The organism is Acetobacter estunensis (assembly GCF_011516945.1).
GTDB classification, from domain to species: Bacteria; Pseudomonadota; Alphaproteobacteria; order Acetobacterales; family Acetobacteraceae; genus Acetobacter; species Acetobacter estunensis.
Window position 1 is genome coordinate 72,139 of the sequence record NZ_WOTH01000004.1, and the last position, 20,141, is coordinate 92,279.

24 protein-coding genes and 1 tRNA gene are annotated in these 20,141 nt (G+C 62.8%); 14 read left to right on the forward strand and 11 right to left on the reverse strand.

The window, feature by feature from the left end; all coding sequences use genetic code 11:
* Positions 1-80: 80 nt before the first annotated feature.
* Genes GOB87_RS03285 through GOB87_RS03295 form a run of 3 tightly spaced genes read left to right on the forward strand, consistent with a single transcriptional unit; the run spans position 81 to position 2,430 of the window.
* Positions 81-1,340 carry a hypothetical protein gene (locus tag GOB87_RS03285; protein ID WP_166313124.1) on the forward strand — a complete coding sequence of 420 codons (1,260 nt, stop codon included), beginning with the start codon at positions 81-83 and terminating at the stop codon, positions 1,338-1,340.
* The gene (locus tag GOB87_RS03290) at positions 1,337-2,293 is read left to right on the forward strand and encodes a heme o synthase (RefSeq protein WP_166313125.1); all 957 of its coding nucleotides are present in this window, start codon (positions 1,337-1,339) and stop codon (positions 2,291-2,293) included. Before GOB87_RS03285 ends, GOB87_RS03290 begins: the two co-directional genes overlap by 4 nt.
* The gene (locus tag GOB87_RS03295; protein WP_166313061.1) at positions 2,290-2,430 is read left to right on the forward strand and encodes a hypothetical protein; all 141 of its coding nucleotides are present in this window, start codon (positions 2,290-2,292) and stop codon (positions 2,428-2,430) included. Before GOB87_RS03290 ends, GOB87_RS03295 begins: the two co-directional genes overlap by 4 nt.
* A 26-nt stretch (positions 2,431-2,456) precedes the next feature.
* Here GOB87_RS03295 and rlmB read toward each other — a convergent pair whose 3' ends face one another.
* Positions 2,457-3,257 (reverse strand): 23S rRNA (guanosine(2251)-2'-O)-methyltransferase RlmB, encoded by an 801-nt coding sequence (rlmB, locus tag GOB87_RS03300; protein WP_166313126.1) that lies wholly within the window; start codon positions 3,255-3,257, stop codon positions 2,457-2,459.
* Positions 3,258-3,367: 110 nt separating this feature from the next.
* On the opposite strand from rlmB, the gene GOB87_RS03305 reads away from it, so the two are divergent.
* Positions 3,368-3,453, forward strand: a tRNA-Tyr gene (locus tag GOB87_RS03305).
* Between the two features lie 281 nt (positions 3,454-3,734).
* Here GOB87_RS03305 and GOB87_RS03310 read toward each other — a convergent pair.
* Positions 3,735-4,268 (reverse strand): hypothetical protein, encoded by a 534-nt coding sequence (locus GOB87_RS03310; RefSeq protein ID WP_166313127.1) that lies wholly within the window; start codon positions 4,266-4,268, stop codon positions 3,735-3,737.
* An 88-nt stretch (positions 4,269-4,356) separates the two neighbouring features.
* Between GOB87_RS03310 and GOB87_RS03315 the strand changes: the two genes are divergently transcribed.
* From GOB87_RS03315 to GOB87_RS03325, 3 genes are read left to right on the forward strand one after another with little or no spacing between them, the layout of a single operon-like run.
* The gene (locus GOB87_RS03315; protein WP_166313128.1) at positions 4,357-4,686 is read left to right on the forward strand and encodes a cupredoxin domain-containing protein; all 330 of its coding nucleotides are present in this window, start codon (positions 4,357-4,359) and stop codon (positions 4,684-4,686) included.
* 3 nt (positions 4,687-4,689) lie between these two features.
* The gene (locus GOB87_RS03320; RefSeq protein ID WP_166313129.1) at positions 4,690-5,532 is read left to right on the forward strand and encodes an FTR1 family iron permease; all 843 of its coding nucleotides are present in this window, start codon (positions 4,690-4,692) and stop codon (positions 5,530-5,532) included.
* 38 nt (positions 5,533-5,570) lie between these two features.
* Positions 5,571-6,092: an iron transporter gene (locus GOB87_RS03325; protein ID WP_166313130.1), complete on the forward strand. Its 522-nt coding sequence runs from the start codon at positions 5,571-5,573 to the stop codon at positions 6,090-6,092.
* Between the two features lie 64 nt (positions 6,093-6,156).
* On the opposite strand, the gene GOB87_RS03330 is transcribed toward GOB87_RS03325, so the two are convergent.
* Entirely contained in the window at positions 6,157-6,855 is a 699-nt protein-coding gene (locus tag GOB87_RS03330) for an NUDIX domain-containing protein (protein WP_166313131.1), read from the reverse strand.
* A 307-nt stretch (positions 6,856-7,162) separates the two neighbouring features.
* On the opposite strand from GOB87_RS03330, the gene GOB87_RS03335 reads away from it, so the two are divergent.
* The 3 genes from GOB87_RS03335 (at position 7,163) to GOB87_RS03345 (ending at position 10,889) form a co-directional block, all read left to right on the forward strand.
* Complete coding sequence (locus GOB87_RS03335) at positions 7,163-8,518, forward strand: PQQ-dependent sugar dehydrogenase (RefSeq protein WP_373320762.1); 1,356 nt, start codon at positions 7,163-7,165, stop codon at positions 8,516-8,518.
* Between the two features lie 60 nt (positions 8,519-8,578).
* On the forward strand, positions 8,579-10,012 hold the full coding sequence (locus tag GOB87_RS03340) for a cryptochrome/photolyase family protein (RefSeq protein WP_166313132.1): 1,434 nt from the start codon (positions 8,579-8,581) through the stop codon (positions 10,010-10,012).
* Positions 10,013-10,079: 67 nt separating this feature from the next.
* A complete protein-coding gene (locus GOB87_RS03345; protein WP_166313133.1) occupies positions 10,080-10,889 on the forward strand; it encodes a creatininase family protein in 810 nt (269 codons plus the stop codon).
* A gap of 10 nt (positions 10,890-10,899) precedes the next feature.
* Here the strand turns inward: GOB87_RS03345 and GOB87_RS03350 are convergent, their stop codons facing one another.
* Positions 10,900-13,068, reverse strand: coding sequence for an FUSC family protein (locus tag GOB87_RS03350; protein ID WP_373320764.1), 2,169 nt, complete (start codon positions 13,066-13,068; stop codon positions 10,900-10,902).
* 293 nt (positions 13,069-13,361) lie between these two features.
* On the opposite strand from GOB87_RS03350, the gene GOB87_RS03355 reads away from it, so the two are divergent.
* Complete coding sequence (locus tag GOB87_RS03355) at positions 13,362-13,661, forward strand: YidB family protein (protein ID WP_166313212.1); 300 nt, start codon at positions 13,362-13,364, stop codon at positions 13,659-13,661.
* Between the two features lie 12 nt (positions 13,662-13,673).
* Positions 13,674-14,186, forward strand: a complete 513-nt coding sequence (locus GOB87_RS03360) for a hypothetical protein (protein ID WP_166313135.1) — start codon at positions 13,674-13,676, stop codon at positions 14,184-14,186.
* A gap of 18 nt (positions 14,187-14,204) precedes the next feature.
* Here the strand turns inward: GOB87_RS03360 and GOB87_RS03365 are convergent, their stop codons facing one another.
* From GOB87_RS03365 to GOB87_RS03395, 7 genes are all read right to left on the reverse strand, one after another.
* A complete protein-coding gene (locus GOB87_RS03365) occupies positions 14,205-15,146 on the reverse strand; it encodes a bifunctional riboflavin kinase/FAD synthetase (protein WP_166313136.1) in 942 nt (313 codons plus the stop codon).
* Positions 15,143-15,859: an acireductone synthase gene (gene mtnC, locus GOB87_RS03370; protein WP_166313137.1), complete on the reverse strand. Its 717-nt coding sequence runs from the start codon at positions 15,857-15,859 to the stop codon at positions 15,143-15,145. Before mtnC ends, GOB87_RS03365 begins: the two co-directional genes overlap by 4 nt.
* The gene (locus tag GOB87_RS03375; protein ID WP_166313138.1) at positions 15,856-16,401 is read right to left on the reverse strand and encodes a 1,2-dihydroxy-3-keto-5-methylthiopentene dioxygenase; all 546 of its coding nucleotides are present in this window, start codon (positions 16,399-16,401) and stop codon (positions 15,856-15,858) included. The genes mtnC and GOB87_RS03375 overlap by 4 nt, the downstream gene beginning before the upstream one ends.
* The gene (locus GOB87_RS03380; RefSeq protein ID WP_166313139.1) at positions 16,398-17,066 is read right to left on the reverse strand and encodes a methylthioribulose 1-phosphate dehydratase; all 669 of its coding nucleotides are present in this window, start codon (positions 17,064-17,066) and stop codon (positions 16,398-16,400) included. The genes GOB87_RS03375 and GOB87_RS03380 overlap by 4 nt, the downstream gene beginning before the upstream one ends.
* 29 nt (positions 17,067-17,095) lie before the next feature.
* A complete protein-coding gene (locus GOB87_RS03385; protein ID WP_166313140.1) occupies positions 17,096-17,356 on the reverse strand; it encodes a twin-arginine translocase TatA/TatE family subunit in 261 nt (86 codons plus the stop codon).
* Between the two features lie 169 nt (positions 17,357-17,525).
* Positions 17,526-18,008 carry a CHAP domain-containing protein gene (locus GOB87_RS03390; protein WP_166313141.1) on the reverse strand — a complete coding sequence of 161 codons (483 nt, stop codon included), beginning with the start codon at positions 18,006-18,008 and terminating at the stop codon, positions 17,526-17,528.
* A 6-nt stretch (positions 18,009-18,014) separates the two neighbouring features.
* Positions 18,015-18,641, reverse strand: a complete 627-nt coding sequence (locus tag GOB87_RS03395) for a regulatory protein RecX (RefSeq protein WP_166313142.1) — start codon at positions 18,639-18,641, stop codon at positions 18,015-18,017.
* A 202-nt stretch (positions 18,642-18,843) separates the two neighbouring features.
* On the opposite strand from GOB87_RS03395, the gene rplK reads away from it, so the two are divergent.
* Positions 18,844-19,278, forward strand: a complete 435-nt coding sequence (gene rplK / locus GOB87_RS03400; RefSeq protein ID WP_166313143.1) for a 50S ribosomal protein L11 — start codon at positions 18,844-18,846, stop codon at positions 19,276-19,278.
* Positions 19,279-19,282: 4 nt separating this feature from the next.
* Positions 19,283-19,975, forward strand: coding sequence for a 50S ribosomal protein L1 (gene rplA / locus GOB87_RS03405; RefSeq protein ID WP_166313144.1), 693 nt, complete (start codon positions 19,283-19,285; stop codon positions 19,973-19,975).
* Positions 19,976-20,141: the final 166 nt, after the last annotated feature.

Sequence of the window (20,141 nt, forward strand, 5' to 3'; positions counted from 1 at the left end):
TTCCACCCACCTGCCGGAGGCGTGCCGCGCCCTGTCAGGTGGAAGACGTGTTCCCGACTTGATGAAAGATGCGCGTGACCATGGCTGTTTCGACGTCCTCCGCCGAGCGAACCTTCAGCCGTAACGGGGGTGTTCCTTCGCCCGTTGTGGCCGGGTATCTGCTGCTTGCTGCGGGGGTGAGCGGGCTGGCGGGTCTGTCGATGCTGTTGCAGCAGATCGGTCTTCTGCCCGATGATCTGGCGCAAGCGATTGCCCGGTTTCACCCTGCGGCCATGTTGCTGCTTGTCGGTGTGCCCGCTTTTCTCGGTGGTTTTGGGCGCCTGTTCCTGAGGCAGGATCTGATAGGGGCCTCATCCAGCGCGAATCGTCTCGTAAAACCGTTCGATGTCGTCGCATTAGGGTTGATCGCTCTTTCCTTACCCATTTTTCTTGCGGCGTCCGGGACTGTCGCGCCGCTCGGTGTGGTGGTCTGGTGTGCAGGTGCAGCACTTCTCGCGGCGACCACGCTGGGCGTTGTTCTGGATTCGCATGCGGGCCCGGGCGTGGTGGCGCCTCGTGGTGACGATCATCCCGTCGTTCTGGCGCCCTTTTCCATTTTTGTCTGGACGCAGCTTCTGGCCGCCTGCGGCCTGCTCTTCGTCGCACCGGTTCTGGCGGCGTCCGCCACGCGAGCACTCATCAACGGGGGGCAGGCCATCGTTTCGTTTGCACCGCCGTTGACGCTGATCGTGCTGGTGGCGGCCTTCGGTATGGCCGCACGTCTGTTCGAGGCACTTGCACCGACGACGGATCGTGCGCGCCATCTGGCGGTGGCGGTCTCCGCCATTGCTGGCTTGGGTGGTCCTGTGCTGTGGGCGCAAGCAAATCTTGCCCATGTCTCGCAGGCGGTCACTGTCACGGAGAGCAATGTTCTGGCCGCGATGGCCTCGATTGTGTTCACCTTTATCTGGGTGTCGGCTTTGTGGCGTCGGAAGGTGGCGCTGGGAGCGCAGTCCGGTGTGCCCGTGCTCTGGGCTTCCGGCTTTTTCGTGCTGCTTGCGGCAGGCTGGGCAGGGCAGGGCGTGCATATGGCCGTTCTGAACGGTGCGGCTTTCGTTCTGTTCGGCGCGCTGTATGGCTGGATCGATGCGCGGACTGAAGGCCGTTATCCGGCCCGTCTGGCGCAGATTCAGTTCGCTCTCATGTTCTTTGGCGTGGTGTTGGCGGGCGGTAATGACGTCATGAAAACGCTTGGTGGCGGTCTGATGGTGGCTTCGCTCATCATGTTGGCCGCCGTTCTTCTGGGAACGATGCGCAACGCTGTGTCGGCCCGGGTGACTTCCCAGGAGATCGGCCGGTGAGCGGCGCTGTTGCAGAGGGGCGTCCCGCACGGCCTCGTTTCGAGACGGCGCGCGTCGGCACAAAGGCGCATGACTGGGTGCAGCTTCTCAAGCCCCGTGTGATTTCGCTGGTGGTGTTCACAGGGGCGGCGGGTCTGTTCATGGCGCCGGGTCACATGAATCCGGTGATTGCGGCTGTCAGCATCCTGTGCATCTGTCTGGCATCAGGTGCGGCTGGTGCCATCAATATGTGGTACGACCGCGACATCGACATCGTCATGCAGCGCACCGCCACGCGCCCCATTCCGGGCGGACGTATTCCCGCGGATGGAACGCTGGCCTATGGGCTGGGTCTGTCGGTGTTCTCTGTGGCGCTGATGTGGCTGGCGACGAACGCTCTGGCGGCCGGTATTCTGGCGTTCTCGATCTTTTTCTATGCCGTGATCTACACGATGTGGCTCAAGCGCTCGACGCCGCAGAACATCGTGATCGGCGGTGCGGCCGGGGCATTCCCGCCCATGATCGGTTGGGCGGCAGCGACCGGCTCCATGAGCGTGATGCCCATCGTCATGTTCGCCATTGTCTTTCTGTGGACGCCCCCCCATTTCTGGTCGCTCTCGCTGTATGCCTGCAAGGATTATGGGCGCGCCGGTATTCCGATGTTGCCGGTGGTCAAGGGAGCGCGTCATACACGCTGGCAGATCCTGATTTACACGGTGCTGCTTCTGGCTGTGTCGCTCGTACCGTCTTTTCTGCGTCTGAGCGGACCTCTTTATACAGTGACGGCGCTGGCGCTCGGGCTTGGCTTCATTGCCTGCGCCGTGCGCGTACTGCGTGAAAAGCAGGATGCGGGCGGTGTCAGTCTGAACGGGGACAAGGCGGCGCGCGTGTCGTTCCGCTTTTCGCTGGCCTATCTGTTCCTGCTGTTTTGCGGCCTGCTCGCCGATCACGCCCTGATGGGATGGCTTTCATGACAACGACATCCATGGATCTGACCGCCGCTGAGCAGGCTGAACTGACACGTCGTCAGAAAGGTCGTCTTTTCGGCCTGATTGGTTTCGTGCTCGCCATGGTTGTGATCGTCTACGTTCTGGCGCTGATCCGTCTCTGACGGACCAGCGTAACAACCGGCAGGACTCAGCGCGTCCGTACGAGTTCGTATAATCCGATGGCCGCAGCGACGGAGACGTTGAGGCTCTCCATCGTGCCCGGCATGTAAAGTCCCGCGATCTCATCGCAGTTCTCGCGGGTGAGTCGGCGCAGACCATCGCCTTCTGAGCCGAGCACGAGCACGGTGCGGCGTCCCTGGAGGGATGCGCCATCCAGACGGTTACCACCGGCATCCAGACCGATCGTCCAGAAATCGCATTGACGAAGGGTCTCAAGGCAACGCGAGAGATTGACCACGCGCACCAGCGGCACAATCTCCAGTCCGCCCGAGGCGGCTTTGGCCAGCGCGGAGCCTTCTTCCGGCGCGTGGCGGTCCTGCACCACAACGCAGGCCGCTCCGAAGGCGGCGGCCGAGCGCAGGATGGCGCCGACATTGCGTGGGTCCGTCACCTGATCGAGCACCAGCACGGGGCCGGGGCGCTCAATGGCGTCTTCCAGCGCGATGCCCTCAAGCGGTTCGACAAGGGCCGCAACCCCCTGATGCACCGCATCCGCGCCCAGAAGGGCGGTAAAACGGCTCTTGTCGGCGCGTTCGATATGCGGTGGGAGCGGAACAGACAGACGCGCGACGAAATCGGCTTCCGCTTCGGGGGAAAGGAGGACGCGCTGGATCGTGCGGTGAGGGTTCTCTAGAGCGGCCTGTGTCGCGTGGATACCGGAGATCCAGTAGGGACCGCCCGACTTGCCGTGTCCGCGTCCATGGCGGCGTGCAGGCTTACGGGAGGAGGATGCCGCGTCGGGACGGGCGTGTGGGGGAGGTGTGCGCATGATCGGGTGCTATACGCTGGTCTGGGCGGCCCGTCATCACGTTCCGCAGCAGGGAAAACGTCAAAGCACATTGACAGACGCCCTGAAGCCCCTTAATCCGTCGCCCCAACGGAAGAGTGCCCGAGTGGCTAAAGGGGGCGGACTGTAAATCCGCTGGCGTACGCCTACGTTGGTTCGAATCCAACCTCTTCCACCATTTCCTCCGCAAAAATATATCGTATTCACTGTTCGCTGCGCGCATCCTTATGGATTTGCCGTCGCAATGTTTGCGTCTGGTTGGGCCGCCAGTGTCTGTGACTGACTTTAATCCCCTGTGCATTCCCATGCTGAGGCGTTCGATTATCCGCATAACGCATGGACCATTGCGGCCGTCATTTTGTTATGACGGGACGGAAATGGTCTCATGCTGTGTCGCTGGGGCGGCCTGTGGAGCCGCCCTCAAACCCCGCCGATTGGCGCTGAGCTTTTCGTCATCACTCAGAAATAGTGGCGCAGATAGACCTTGGGCACGCCCTCGGTGTTGAAGCACGAGAACACGAACACCGCGATCCAGAGCACGCAACTGGCAATGCAGAACACGCCTGACCATGAGGGAAGGACGGAGCGTTCGCTGGTCACGATCGGGCGGAAAATGGCGCGATGACCGAGACGCGCCGAGAGCAGGGCGAGTGCGATGGCTAGCAGTTTGGGCGTGAGATAGGCCCGGCTGCCCACGCGCACGGGGTCGTAGAAGAACAGCAGCACGCCGGTGGCCATCACGACTGCAAAGCTCCAATGCAGTGGACGCATCATGAAACGTGAGATGGATGTCAGTACATGGCGATCGAGATTCTGTGCCACCGCCAGCACGAATAGAAGCTCGATTCCGAAAAACGCTGCTGACGACAGGATGTGCAGCATTCGGATGATGTAGTGAACCGGCTGTAGCCAGAAATGGTACATCCGGCTGTCGAGTGCGGTGAGCAGCGGATAGGGGAGCCGCATGAAGGCCAACGGATGGGTGGAAGACATGATGACGCTGGGTGCTCCCCGAACTGTACGTTGACTTTGATAATTATTCTTAATAGCGATGCACATCAAGACGACCGGAGACCCGCTTATGCGCCTCAGCCATCTGTTGCCTTTCTGCCTGATCTTCCTGTCCTGCACGGCGAATGCGCAGACCGTGGTGCAACTCACGCTCAAGGACCATCACTTCACGCCTGATCATGTTGAAGTACCGGCGGGCGAGAGGTTTTTCATCGAACTTGAAAATCAGGATGACACGACTGACGAGTTCGAGAGCTACGACATGAAATTTGAGAAAATCATTGTGTCGGGCGGGAAAATTCGGGTCCACGCAGGTCCTCTTCATCCGGGCACCTACACCTTCTTCGACGACTATCACCCTGATCAGGCGCGCGGCACCGTAACGGCGGTGGGGAAATAAGTCATGCTCGGAAGTCTGATAATCGTTTTTCGTGAAGTGATGGAAGCCGGTCTGATTGTGGGGATCGTGCTGGCAGCCACGCGCGGCATTCCCGGACGCGGCTGGTGGGTGGCGGGCGGCATCGGCGCGGGCGTGGCGGGAGCGGCTCTGCTGGCCTGTTTTGCCGGTGCGCTCTCGCAGGCTTTTTCGGGCAACGGACAGGACATTTTCTCGGCGTTCGTTCTGTGTCTCGCGGTGGCCATGCTGTCGTGGCACATCATCTGGATGTCCCGGCACGGACGCGAGATGGCACAGAATGCGAAGAGCTTCGGTGCTGAGGTGTCTTCGGGCAGCAAATCCCTCTTCGCCATGGCGACGGTCGTGGCCGTGGCGGTACTGCGCGAGGGCATGGAAATCGTGCTGTTTCTCTATGGAATCGCGGTGTCGGCGCATGAGAGTGCGGCCAGCATGATTCTGGGCGGACTACTGGGTGTGGCCTGTGGTGCGGCCCTCTCATGGGCGTTGTATCGCGGGCTTGTCATTATCCCGCTCAAGCATCTGTTCAGTGTGACGAATACATTGGTGGCGTTGCTGGCGGCCGGGATGGCCAGTCAGGCCGCCGCCCTTCTTGCCAATGACGACCTGATCCCTGCTCTGGGTTTCGACCTATGGGATTCCTCGTGGCTGCTGTCGGACGGCAGCATGATCGGACGGGCGGCCAAGGCGCTGTTTGGCTACTCCGATCGCCCGATGGGGATTCAGGTTCTCGTGTGGGTGCTGACGCTGCTTGCCCTTCTCGTGGCCGAGCGCGTCGTACGTCGCCAGCTTCCCAAAGCCCCGATGCGGCGGCAATCCGTCGCAGGCTGAAGCGGTTCTTCTGTCTTCATTTTGAAAAGAGGTCGGTCATGAAAAAAGCTGTTCCCGTCCTGTCCGCGGCGGGGCTTGCCGCTGCGCTGCTCGCATCTCCAGCACTGGCCCGCGAATATCCAGTGGGCGGTCCGGTCCAGACCCACGATATGGAGATCGCCTCAAGCTATCTCGTGGGCATCGAGATGGCGCCCATGCCGGCGGACATGCCGATGGGTGACGATGTGATCCATCTGGAGACGGATGTGCATGCTACAGCCGACAACCAGTGGGGTTTCCCCGAGGGGGCGTGGGTTCCGTACCTCAAGATCGATTACACGCTGACCAAGAAGGGTTCGTCTTTCAAGGCGGCGGGCACCATGCGTTCCATGACCGCCAAGGACGGCCCGCACTACGCCAACAACGTGAAGATGGATGGCCCCGGCGATTACACCGTGGTGCTGACCTACAGTTCTCCCGAGGTGAATGGTTTCCTGCATCATGTTGACAAGGAGACGGGCACGCCGGGATTCTGGCAGCCGTTTACCGAGACCTTCACCTTCAAATATCCGCAGAAGTAACAGCGGAATCTTGGAAAACAGGACGGAAAGGGGAGAGCAGCGCTCTCCCTTTTTTATTGGAGATTCAGCGACCGGTCACAGCACGCGCCCGGTAGAGAAACCAGCTCAGAAGACAGTGGGCGTTGGTCGTGTGACGGGGCATGTCGTCCAATGGCACGACCAGAACGGCTGTGTGCTCGTGCTCGTTCGCCAGTCCTTCCTTGCGGCCCATCATCTGGTTCATTTCAGCTCGTGTGAGCGTGATGTCCACGGCGTAGAGCGTCATTTCTTCATTGCTGCCGCCGGGAGAAATGAGAACCGGTTCCTCGCGCAGCCGGTAAGGACGATGGCTTGTGCGGGTGAGGTCGATGCCCGTTTCTTCGTGCAATTCCTGCAACGCCGCCACATCCACCGTATCATTATCGACCATCCCGGCAGGAAGTGCCGCGACCATGCGGCCTGCCGGGAGGCGCGCCTCATTAACGAGTACGACGTGCTTTTCCGTTGGAGCATCTTCGATGGTGATGACGGGCATGATGGAAACGGTCGGGCCGCGCAGAATGGCGTAGCAGGGCATCTTCGCCCCGTCGTGCCGGGCGTCGGCTTCCACCACGATGAATCCCACCCGTGAGCCGAACATCAGCATGTCGCGCACGAGAACGGCGCGAAGCTCAAAGTCGGTGGATGTCTTTTCCAGCCACATGCGGAAATGACGGGCCTCCAGTGTGCGCTGATGAAGTACGGGTGGAACGGAGGTGGCGAACGTAATGGAGGGCGTGGTCATGAGATCGTTCCTGCAAATATTGTGGATTTTGCAATGAAAAATATCACCATAGCGCCGGAGGGCATGGGGAAGTGCGGGGTGTTCTGGCGGCTTTATCTTCCTGCTTGCGCCGGTCTTTTTTCGAAACGAAAGGCTGCTCGTTCGAAGAGATCGAGAAGAGGTTCAGCATGAACGTGCCTTCGCCAGTTGCGTTGCCACAGTAAGTAATGATGGTGCTTTGGGAAAACCCATGGAGAGATCTGCGTTGAGAGCGGACGGACATATCGCGCAGCAGTCACGGTAGTCCGAAACAGGCAGGAGCGATCGCATGGTGTGGAAACGGTGGGGCATGGTCGCGGGTGGCGCGATGGTTGTTGTGGTGCTGGCCGTGGTGATGACGGGAGACCGGCTGCTCTATGCGGAGGAAGCCACGCTGCATGTCGACGAAGGCGTCGGCCCGCATCCTATCCTGCCTGCGCCCAATCAGACCGTGTTGCCCACCATCAGCATCGCAACACCCATAGGGTGGAAGAACACCGAACGCCCGGTGGCGGCAAACGGCCTGAATGTACAGGCTTTCGCGCGGGGGCTGGATCATCCGCGCTGGCTCTATCGCCTGCCCAACGGCGACATTCTCGTGGCGGAAAGCACTTCACCCGACACAGATGTCAAATCGATCAAGAGCCGCATCGCAGGGGTGGTGATGGGAAAGGTCGGCGCGGGCGGTCCCAGCCCTGACCGCATCATTCTTCTGCGCGACACCAAGGGCACCGGCACGGCGGATGTGCGCGAGGTGTTTCTTGAGCATCTGCACTCGCCCTTTGGGATGGCGCTGGTGGGGGACACGCTCTACATCGCGAACGCGGATGCGATCGTGAGCGTGCCGTATCACGAAGGGGACACGCGCATTACCGGCACCCCGCGCAAGGTGGTGGACCTGCCTTCGGGCTATAATCATCACTGGACGAAGAACATCCTCGCCAGTCCCGATGGACACTCCCTGTTCGTGACAATCGGGTCCAACAGTAACGTGGCCGATAACGGGTTGGCGGCGGAAGAGGGGCGCGCGCGGATCGACCGGCTGGATCTCGCGACCGGGCAACTCTCCCCCTATGCGACCGGCCTGCGCAACCCCAACGGTCTGGCGTGGGAGCCACAGACAGGGGCGTTGTGGGTGGCCGTGAACGAGCGCGACGAGATCGGCAGCGATCTGGTGCCGGATTACATCACAGCGGTGAAGGAGGGGGCGTTCTATGGCTGGCCGTGGAGCTATTACGGTCAGCATGTGGACACTCGCGTGAAGCCGGAAAACCCTGACGCCGTCGCAAAAGCCCTTGTTCCGGATTATGCGCTTGGACCGCACACCGCGTCATTGGGCATCGCGTTTGGCATGGAGGCGACGGCCTTGCCGTCGGAATGGCGCGAGGGCCTGTTCGTGGCCCAGCATGGTTCGTGGAACCGCCGGCCCAAGAGCGGGTATCGCGTGGTGTTCGTGCCGTTTGTGAATGGCCGTCCCGAAGGGTTGCCGAAGGAAGTGCTGACCGGCTTTCTCACGCCGGACGAGACGCACACGCATGGTCGCCCCGTGGGGCTGACGGTGGACCGTAGCGGTGCGTTGCTGGTGGCCGATGACACGGGGGGCGTGATCTGGCGTGTGACGGGAACCACCTCTCCCACACTGTGAAAACAGTGGCAGTGCGGTGTCTGATCGACGCGGTTTCCAGAGCAGGCTAGAGCCTTGGGCATGACATCTGTATCGCCCGTACTCCTCTGGTTTCGTGAGGATTTCCGCCTGACCGACAATGCCGCTTTGTGGGCGGCAGCGCAGGAGGAGCGTCCTCTCCTGTGCATCTTTGTGCTGGAGGAGGCAGCGCTTCCCGGCGGAGCCGCGCGGTGGTGGCTCGATGGAGCGATTCGCGTGCTCGATTCCGCGCTACGAAAGCGGGGTGGCGCGCTTCATGTGCTGAGTGGTGCGGCGAGGGAGGTGATTCCTCACCTTGCGCGAGTGGCCGCCGTGCAGGCGGTGCACTGGAACCGTCGCTACGATCCGGTGGGGCGGGAGGTCGATACCGCCCTCAAGACGGCTCTGAAGGAAGAGGGAATCGTTGCCCGTAGTTTTGCGGGCGCGTTGCTGAACGAGCCATGGACCGTCCGAACGAAAGGCGGCGCGCCGTTTCAGGTGTTCACACCGTACTGGCGTGCTGTACGGGCCGCTGAACCGCCGCGTGTGCCGGTTGCTGAACCGCCCTCTCTTTCCTTTGTGGAGTTGCCGGAGGAGATGAAGCCTCATCTTGTCCCGCTTGACCGTCTGGGTCTGACGCCGACGTCGCCCGACTGGGCAGGTGGCCTGCGCGACGCGTGGATTCCCGGTGAAGAGGAAGCGCGCGCGCATCTGACAGCGTTCCTCGATACGGACGTGGAAGCGTATGCGGAAGAACGCGACCGCCCCGCACAGGACGCCACGTCTCGGCTTTCACCCTATCTGCGCTTCGGGCACATCACGCCCGCACAGATATGGCAGGCGGTCGAACGATCTGGAAAGGCAGCCGACAAGTTCCTTGCCGAACTGGGCTGGCGCGAGTTTGCGTGGTCGCTGCTGTTCGACCGCCCAGATCTGGCGATGCGCAATCTACGCCCGGAGTTCGACGCGCTGCCGTGGCGCACGGACAGCAAGGGGCTGGCGGCGTGGCAGCAGGGTCGCACAGGTTATCCGCTGGTGGACGCCGGGATGCGCGAATTGTGGCGCACCGGCTGGATGCACAACCGCGTGCGGATGGTGGTGGCGTCGTTTCTCGTGAAACATCTGCTGATCGACTGGCGAGAAGGGGAGCGTTGGTTCGCTGACACGCTGGTGGATCACGATCCGGCCAGCAATCCGGTGAACTGGCAGTGGAACGCGGGCACAGGCGTGGATGCGGCCCCTTTCTTCCGCATCATGAATCCCATCCTGCAATCCCGGAAATTCGACCCGGAGGGCGAGTATATCCGCCGCTGGGTGCCGGAACTGGCACGGGTGCCGGCCTCTCTGATCCATGCTCCGTGGGAAGCGGATGCTGACACATTGCGGGCCTATGGCGTTGTGCTTGGACGGGACTATCCGGGTCCGATTGTGGATCACAAGGGCGCACGGGCGCGCGCACTCGATGCATGGGGCGAATTCCGCAAGGGGATCGGCTGACCTCTTGCCGGGACAGACGGGGCGCGATACCGGCAGAACCGTCTGGTGTGTCGAGAGAAAGTGCCTCATGCGTCGTTTCCGTTTCTTTCCGCTTGCTGCGGCCCTTTCCGTTCTTGCGCCCTGTGCGGCTCACGCCGCGCCGCAGGTCGAGTTCCAGCGGCTGACATGGACGGAAATCCGCGATGCGCTTCACGCGGGTTACGACACGATCATCGTGCCGGTTGGCGGCACGGAGCAGAGCGGTCCCTATATTGCGGTGGGCAAGCACAACGTGCGGGCGCAGGCTCTGGGCGACCTGATCGCGCAGGAACTGGGTAATGCGCTCGTGGCCCCGGTGATTGCCTATGTGCCGGAGGGCAGCACGTCGCCGCGCACGTCCCACATGCGGTTCCCCGGCACCATTTCCATTCCGGCTTCCGTTTTTACAGGGTTGCTCAAAGGGGCGGCGGAGAGTTTCCGTGTGCAGGGGTTCCGGCTGGTGGTCTTTATCGGAGACCATGGCGGCTACCGGCGTGACATGTGCCGGACGGCCGCGGAGTTGGACAAAGCATGGGCGGCCAGTGGTGCCCATGCTGCCTGCAGCGACGGCTATTACACCGTGGTGGGTGGCGCTTACGCGCAGGCGCTGCGGGCGAAGGGTCTGGGTGCGGATATCGGCACCCATGCGGATCTGAGCGACACGTCCCTGATGCTGGCGGTCGATCCCTCGATGGTGCGCAGCACTGCTCTGAGGGCAGCCGTCAAACCGGGTGTGTCGGAGGGCGTGTATGGAGGCGATCCGCGCCCTGCAACGGCGGAACTGGGTCGGATCGGCATCGACATGCAGGTGAAGGCGGCGGTGGCCGACATCCGCGCACTTCAGGCGCGTGGGAGATAGGCGCTTCGGCTCAGACCTTGAACGGTTTGGAAGCGTCGAGGAACACCGCGTTCGCGTCCAGTTCGTGTGAGACGACGATCAGATAGGCAATGGCGCGGGTGAGTTCGATGCGGGTGGAGATGTTCTCCTCACGGGCCTCGATCTGGCGCAGGATGGCGGTGGCGCGGCGGGCGACGCCGGAGGCGCGGTCATACTGGCCGGTAAAGCGACTCATGCGGTTCATCGTGGCCTGAAGCGCCAGCCGGGCCTGAGCCGGGATCTGGTTGCGGGCCAGCACGTTGCGCAGGCGAATGATGTTCAGTCCGATGGTCATGGCCGCCAGTGTGCCCTGCAGATAGCCTTCGATGGTGGGGGATGGCGTGGGGCCAGCGTGACGGATGACGCGGGCGAACCGGTCGATGTTGCGACCGGTCCAGTCCTGCGCAAGCGGAATGGGGCGGGCGATGGCGAGCGCGCGCAGATCCTGCAGCATGGTCCGGCGCATGCGCCAGCGCTCGGCGGCGGCGTCGAACGGCAGCACGAGTTTGAAGATCGCCACGGCGAACGCCACGCCCATCACGACCGCGCCGGTGGAATTGAACCACTGGATTTCTTCCCAGCGCCCCTGATTCCATGTGTGGACGAAGTTGGGGAGCAGCAGCGTGTAGGCGGCGGCGTGAAGAGCGGTGGCGGAATTACGTGCGGCAAGGCCGCCTGCGATCATGGGCAGTGAGAGGGCCGCCACGAGAGTTTCGTATTCCGACAGGCGTGGAATGACGAGGAAGACGAGGAAGAACGAGACAAAGGCGGCCCAGAGCGCACCCTTGAGGAAGTTGGAGGTCGCCAGCACCGGATTCTCACGGGTGGCGAACAGGCCGCAGATCAGGGCGACAAAGGTGATGAAGCCCAGTCCGGTCGGCCAGGCCGTGACTTCCCAGATCAGCCCGGCGACGATGACGGCGATGCCCGCGCGGATGCCGTTATAGGCGGCTTCGCGCAGGTCACGGTGCGACTGGAGGCGGAAACGGAAATGGTCGCCGCGGATGACCTGATGGCTGGCCTCGAACTCCGAAATGGCGATTTCCAGTTCGCCCAGAAGCTCGTCGAGCGCATTGTGCAGGATGCGCTGATCGAGCAGCGGGGGAATACGGGGATCCTGCCCAGAACGATCGCCGATCGCGATTTCTTCTGTCAGCGCATCAACGATGCGCTGCCGGCATTCTGCACGCAAAAGGGCGAGGTCATGACGGAGCGTTTCCACATCCTCGTCACGGTCGAGGCGTGTGGGCACGCTTTCGAAAAAGGTCCGGGTGAGGATGGCCGTCTTCTGGAAGACCGGCTGCGCCTGATCAAGCGACTGGAGGCGCACGGCCATGCCCAGCCCGCGTGAGAGAAGGACCGATACGGCTGCCAGAGCCGCGCGTGCGTGATCGCCCTCATGCGCGTGCGGCCCCATTTCCACTTCGCTGAACTCGATCTGGTCGTTGATCGTGAGCAGGGGGCCGAACAAGGCGCGGGAACGCACAAGGGCGGCCTGATTGCCTTCGAGCAGTCCGGACAGCGCATCCGAGACGCTGACGAGCGCGCTGCGAAGCTTCTGGCGAATGTTACGTCGCGCCGTTTCAGCCAGATTATGGGCAAAAATCCCGGCCAGAAGCGCCTCGCAGGTGATGCCGAGCACGATGTAGGTCGCGCGCGACATCGCCACCATGAACACGTTGTCGGGATTGGGCACGGCGCCGAGCGCGATGATGGCGGTGGTGTAGCCCGCCAGAACGAGAGCGTAGGAGCGGAAATTATGGACAAGCGTGGCCAGCATGCAGCACAGGCCCAGCCATATCCCCAGTGCCGGAAAGAACAGCCACGACGCCTGTGGAAAGGCCGAGATGAGCGTGATCGACATGATCACGCCGATGGCCGTGCCCACCAGTCGCCATTTCGATTTTGACAGACTCTCGCCGCGCGAACCCTGCGCCACGATCCACACCGTCATGCCCGCCCATTGTGGATCGTCCAGTTCCATCCACATGGCGATGACCATGGCCATGAGGCAGGCGGCTGTAGTGCGTACGGCGAAGCCAAGCGCTGCCGGTGTGGGGGCATAAAGCCACCGAAAAGCGGTATTTCGTGATTCGCCCGGCCTGCTTATTGGCCGCAGATGGCTGAGGAACGAGAGGCGCTTGATCAGAAAAAGCGGAATTCCGGGAAGCGCTGGCACAAGGTCTGCCTGATCATGAGGGCATGGAACGGATGACTATGGATACCTCGGTTGAGCAACGTGTCTTGTGGTCAAGACCGCATGACTGCCATTTCCATACCGAAGCCCGACAGTTCCAAGTGCCAGCGTATCGCGTGTGCGGCCTGTCGCCAATCCCTTGCGGATGCGCTACGAACACGCTGGAACAGCCCGCATGACGGGTATGGGCTCAGGGAATGTGAGGGAGGACGGCAGTGGGACTTTTCACCGATATCGTGGACCGTGTGGGCAACGCGATGGGTATGGATCTGCACGCGAAGCTGAACGATCAGCTTCAGTCGTTGCTCCAGCCGGCCACCATTCAGGCTCTGGTGGCCAAGGCCGATGACGCCGGACTGGGCGACAAGGTGCGCTCCTGGGTCGGTAACGGCGAAAACCTGCCCATCACGCCCGATGAACTGCGTCAGGTGCTAGGCAATTCCGAAGTGCAGGCGCTGGTCGCAAAGACGGGCCTCCCCGCCGATTCGCTTCTGCCGGCTCTTGCGCACTTTCTTCCGAGCGCCGTCGATACCAAGACGCCTCAGGGCGAAGCCTGAGCGGAGCGCGGCATGACGGCGGGCGAGGGAATATCGAAGGTCGATCTGTGGATTCTCGATCGGGTCTTCCAGCCTCTCGCTGACCGTCTGCCCGAGCGCCTGCCCGCGTTCGAGTTGGGCATGAGTCTGCTGTTCGGCTCGCTCATGCTGTCAGCGGCCGCGACCGTGGCGATGGTCGTCTTCTTTCACATGGGCATGATGGACATCCTGTTCGACGGCCTCATCTGGTTCATGTGGGTGTCGTTCTATATCGGCGTGAACCGGCTGCGCGCGCTCATTCGGCCGGGATTCGTGAATCCCTTGCGGACCATGTTTCTCGGGCTGCGTCCGATCTCGCTGGTGTTTCTGGCCTATGTCGCGTGGCAGGGAACAGGTGTGCCGGGGCTGTATGCGTTGGCGCCGTGGTTCAACACGCTGGCCAATTTCACGTTCGTGCTCGGGGTCTATCTGGTCTCGTGCAACACCAATCCGCCCGAACGCAAGGCAACGGTCTGGCAAAAGGACTTCGCGGGCGCGCCGGACTGACGCGGCTCCGCTACAGCCTCAGACCGAGAGTTCCGCTTCCAGCAGCACGCGGGCTTCCTGCGCGTCGCGGGCGATCTGTTCCTTCAGCGCGTCCAGCCCGTCGAACTTGCGCTCGGGGCGGAGCAGGGCGTGCAGGGCGACCGAGAGGGTGGTGCCGTAGAGATCGCCCTCGAAATCGAACAGATTGACCTCCAGCCGACTTTCCTGCCCGTCATTGATGGTCGGGCGTCGTCCGATATTGGCGACCCCGAACCGGGCCCGCCCATCCGGCAGTCGGACGGTTACGGCATAAACACCGCGTGCGGGTTCAAGGTGCCGTCCAAGGGGGATATTGGCGGTGGGAAAACCCAGAAGCCGCCCGCGCTTGTCCCCATGATGCACCTCACCACGAATGGACCACGGCCGCCCGAGTTCCTGCGCGGCCCGTTCCGGATAGCCATCCTGCAGCAGGCGGCGGATGCGGGTGGAGGAATAGGGACCGTTAGCGTCGGTCAGGGCTGGAACCTGCGTAAAGCCCATGCCCAGTTCGGTGGCGCGTTCGGCCAGAAAATCCGTGTTGCCGCCGCGTCTGTGACCGAAGGCGAAATCGTGCCCGCAGGCGACGTGACGCAACCCGAGTGCATCATGCAAAACGTCGGAGACGAAGCGCTCGGCGGGCATCTGGGAGAAGGCTTCGTCGAAGCGGATCTGGAACACGTGTTTTACGCCCAACGCGGCCAGAGCGGCAAATCGCTCCTCACTCAGCGTCAGGCGGAAAGGTGGGTCCTGTGGACGAAACAGTTCACGCGGATGCGGCTCGAACGTGACGACGGCCAGCGGCTCGTCCGGTCGTGCCATGTGGAGTGTGTGGACCAGATGGGCATGGCCCAGATGGACCCCATCGAAATTGCCAAGTGCCGCAACCGCACCTCGCGCTTCCTCGGGGATGGCGCGCCAGTCGGTGTGAAGATGCGCCCTCATGTCCGGGCGGCCGGGTCCGGCAGATGAAAGAGTCGCGCCACGTCATCGAGAGAATGGGCGACGGGATGATGGTCTCCTGCGACGGTGCCGTCTTCGGGGCGTACCATCTGGCAGGTGCGCAGCCCGGCCTCGCGGGCGGCATCGAGTTCCGCCACCACGTCGGAGACGAACAGGACATCCGCAGCCTGCCATCCTTCATGGGTGAGGATGGCGCGATAGCTGGCGTTTTCCTTCTTGCCGCCCATCTCCAGATCGAGAAAGGCATCGAACAGGGGGGTGAGATCGCCATCGGTGGTGTGGCCGTAGATCAGCCTCTGCGCCGGGGCTGAGCCAGAGGAATAGACGGCCAGTGTCAGACCCGCGTTTTTCCATGTTCGCAGCGCGGCAGGAACGTCGGCAAACAGCGTCGCCACCAGTTCGCCGGAAGCATAACCTTCGGCCCAGGCGAGACCTTGCAGGGCCTTGAGTGGGGCCACCTTGGCGTCCGCGTCCATCCAAGCCGTCAGTTGCTCCATCGGGTCACGTCCGGGAGCGGCGGCGCGGGTTTCCTCAAGCGCCTGTGCGACGACCGGGTTGTCGGCCTGTGTGCGGATCAGGTCCGGCAGCGTGCGACGGGCGTAGGGGAACAGCACCTTGTGAACGAAGGCGACGGGCAGGGTGGTGCCCTCGATATCGAGAAGGACAACCGAAGGAGAAGAAGGTTGTGTGCTCATGCGACCGCGGCGGGAAAGCGGAGGGCGATGTCGTCGCCCGTATACTCCGCAATCCATCCGTCCTTGTGAGTGAAGATGCGCAGCGCCACGACATCGGGCATCTCGCCCGCGTCGAACCAGTGCGGCGTGCCGGTGGGCACGGAGATGAGATCGCCCTGTGTGCAGCCGATATCGTACACGCGACCGTCCACATGCAGCACGAAATGGCCGCTGCCATGCACGAAGAACCGCACCTCATCCTCAGAATGTATGTGCTCGGAGAGGAACTTCTCACGCAGCACTTCGCGGCCCGGTGTGTTCACATCGATGCGGATCACATCCGCTGACCCCGCCCCGGTTTCTCCCATCAGCCGGTCCAGCCATGGGGCGTAGCATGCCAGCACCGTTTCCGAATCCGCATCGCGCGGCGGTGGTTCCACATCGGTCCACCGCTCGAAGCGCACGTTGAGGGGGGCGAGTTCGGCGGCGATAACAGCGGGATCGTGTGTGTTGACGACGGGTTCGCCGGGCTTCGTGTCGTTGAAGATGAGAAGGCTGCTCATGATGCGCCTCCCTTGAGCTTGCATCGTTCCAGTTCGCAGGCGAGCAGGAACTCCAGCCCTTCCAGACGGGCAAGAGCCGTGTCCATGTCCGGTCCCCAGACATACACGCCATGGCCCCGGATGATGTAGCCCGCCTTCATGTCGGCCAGATGCGGCTCCACCTCACGCGCAAGACGGGCGATGTCCTGATCGTTGGCGAAGAGTGGCACGGGCAGCCGGGTGTCGTGTGTGGTCTGCCCCTCGAACACCTTCAGCACCTCGTAATCGGCGAGATGCAATGAGGATTCGCGCGTGAGCATCGACAGCACGGTGCTGGCGACCGAATGACCGTGCAGAACAGCGCCGAGGCCGGGAAACCGGCGATAGATCTGGCAATGCAGCAGCGTCTCGGCGCTTGGCCGATCGCCCTCATGCAGAGCGCGCCCTTCCACGTCCACCTCGATCACACCCTGCGGCGTGAGGAAGCCTTTGTGGCCGCCCGAGCGTGTGACGGCGAGCCGCCCATCCGCGAGACGAACGCTCAGATTGCCGGCTGTGGCCGGAACCCATCCGCGCTGGTCCATGCGCTGGCCGGCACGAATGATCTGCGCGACCGCTTCATTCCATGCGGCATCCTGAGGGCCGGTTCCGGCTGTCCGGTCGGCCGCTATGGCAACGGAGGCCATGTCACGGAGTCCTTACGACAACAGGGTATTTAGTGCGTGCTGCTGGAAACCGGCTTCGAGTCGCGCTGCTCGCTCGTGAAGCTGGCCGGTCCCGGCTGCGGTGCGCCGATACGGTCGTCGGGCTTCGTTGCGCCGTGTTCCATGGACTCGTCGTCCTCGAGATTTCTCTTGAAGGATTTGATGCCCTTGGCGAAATCGCCCATCAGCGTGCTGATCTTGCCGCTGCCGCCGAACACGATCAGCACAACGGCCAGAACGATCAGCCAGTGCCAGATACTGAAACTACCCATTGCCTCGACTCCTCGCGCTGTCCGTCGCGCGGTGCGGAACGCGGACGGGGGCGGCGGTCATTACGGATTGACTGTCAATGGCGGGCAAAACCGCCAGAGAGGCGGGATTCACGCGCCCTCTCATTGCATCATTACACGTCTGGCGCGCTGAAAGCCAATGACTCCCGATTCACGAAATCCATCCATTGGGCGGCAGGGGGAGAATGAAACCGTAGGTGGGATAGACGCTGCGCCCCATCGTGCCGGTGGGAGACCACCACACACGCACGCGCGTCCAGTCATTGCGCGGCGACACATCCACAATAGGTACGGCGTGATCCACCCGCCCGGGATTCCAGTTTGCCTGATCCACCAGAATGGCCCGGGCATTGCGGACCTCCCGCACGACGGACACATGCCCGTCGGGCAGGCGGGAGGTGGAGCGGAACACCAACACCGATCCGGGGCGTGGCTGGGGTGAGCGGGCGTAGCGTCCCTGCGCCTGCGCCCACCATGAGGCTGCGGACCCGCGCAGGGCGACGGCGGAATGTTCACGAGCCCATGGCGCGCATTGGAGGCTGCCGTGCCAGCTTCGTCCTGTCCCGCCGCCACCGCATGCCGTGAGAACAAGGAGGGAGAGCAGGCAGGCGAGGGAGGAGAAGCGTCCGGGCATGTGACTTCAGAGAGCTGTTTTCAGGGCAATGATGCGGTCTTCCGCTTCTTCCCGGTCCATGGAAAGGGCTGTTCGGACCGTGTCATGAGAGAAGCCGGCGCGGGCGAAGATTCCGGCGATGCGCGCCATATTTTCCGGGCGGGGCGCGTCGCTGGAAAAAGGGCCGACGCGGCGTTTGCGGGCAAGAACGAGGGCCGCGCCCAGTTCGGTTTCGCGCGCCTGCTCGTCATCGCCCAGAGTCGTGCTCACGGCCTGTTCGATCGACTCGGGCGCGAGGCCCTTGGTGGCGAGACGCGCCTGCACGGCCCTGCGGGACAGGCCGCTGCGCGCAAGACGCGCTGTGCGGGCTTTTGCGAAGGCCGCGTCATCGACGGCCCCGAGACGCACCATTTCGGCGGCAATCGTGGCGGCGAGAGGAAGGCGGTCCCGAACGGCGGCTTCCACTTCAGAAATGTCCTGCCCGTCATCCGCGGCGCGGCGGCCCCAGCGCGTAATCCGGCGTTCGAGCACCTGAGCAAGACCCCGCTCGGTGCTGGCAAAGCGCGCCACATGCGCGAGGGCGGCAGCGCGAAGGGATGCGGCATCGGGGGGCGGCCCGACAGGGCGGGGCGTGCGGGATGGGGGGCGGGACATGACGGCTGGCAGAGTAACATGAAACGGCGGTTTTGTGTCATGTCCCAGGGCCGTAGGGGAGGGGCGAACGCTTGACTCTGTGCAAATCCCGGCGTATGGGCCGCCCTCTTACGGAACGCGGGAGAGTCGTCCGTGCGCCTTCGGGCGTGGGGGCGGTTTCGTCAGAACCGCGGTCCGGGTGCAACATCAAGGAGTCCCGGATATGGCCAAAAAGATTGTTGGCTACATCAAGCTGCAGATTCCCGCGGGTAAGGCGAATCCGTCCCCGCCGGTCGGTCCCGCTCTCGGTCAGCGCGGCCTGAACATCATGGAATTCTGTAAGGCGTTCAACGCGAAGACGCAGGGTCTTGAACCCGGCATGCCGATCCCGGTGGTTATTACCGCCTATGCGGATCGCACGTTCAGCTTCATCACGAAGACGCCGCCGAACACCTACTTCCTGCTCAAGGCCGCCAAGATTTCCAAGGGCAGCCAGACGGTTGGCAAGGCTGCCGCTGTCGGCAAGGTGACGATGTCCCAGCTGCGCGAGATCGCCCAGCAGAAGACGCCGGACATGAACGCCAACGATATCGACGGCGCCGTGCGCATGCTGATCGGTTCCGCCCGCTCGATGGGCCTGCAGGTTGTGGAGGGCTGAGATCATGGCAAAGAACAAGCGTCTGACCGCTGCCCGCGCGGCTGTTGATGGTGTCAAGGCTTATGGTCTCGATGAGGCCATCAATCTTGTGAAGACCAATGCCAAGGCAAAGTTCGACGAGACCGTCGAGATTGCCCTGAACCTCGGCATCGATCCGCGTCATGCTGACCAGATGGTCCGTGGTCTGCTGTCCCTGCCCAACGGCACGGGCAAAACCCTGCGCGTTGGCGTGTTTGCCCGTGGTCCGAAGGCTGAGGAAGCCAAGGCTGCCGGTGCCGACGTGATCGGCGCGGAAGACCTGATGGAGAAGGTGCAGGCTGGCGAGATCGACTTCGATCGCTGCATTGCCACACCGGACATGATGGGTCTTGTCGGTCGTCTGGGTAAGGTGCTTGGTCCGCGTGGCCTGATGCCGAACCCCAAGCTCGGCACCGTGACGATGGACGTCAAGGGTGCGGTGCAGGCCGCGAAGTCCGGTCAGGTCGAATACCGCGCCGAGAAGGCCGGTATCATCCATGCCGGTATCGGCAAGGCCTCTTTCGGCGCCGACAAGCTGGCCGAGAACATCCGCGCGTTCGTTGACGCCGTGCAGAAGGCCCGTCCCACGGGAGCCAAGGGCACGTACCTCAAGAAGGTCGCCCTGTCCTCCACGATGGGTCCGGGTGTGCGTGTGGACGTGGCGGCCTTCGGCGGCTGAGAAACGATACCGGGCGGTTGAAAGGTCGCCCGGCTTCCAGGGGCTGTGCGCATGCGTGCGGCTCCGATCCTGTCCAAGACCGGGCGTGGCTTTTGCCTCAATGTCGGTTCCGGGTAACTGGAGCGGGCGCGACCGGGAGACGAGGGTGCTGGTTGTGCGGGTTCAG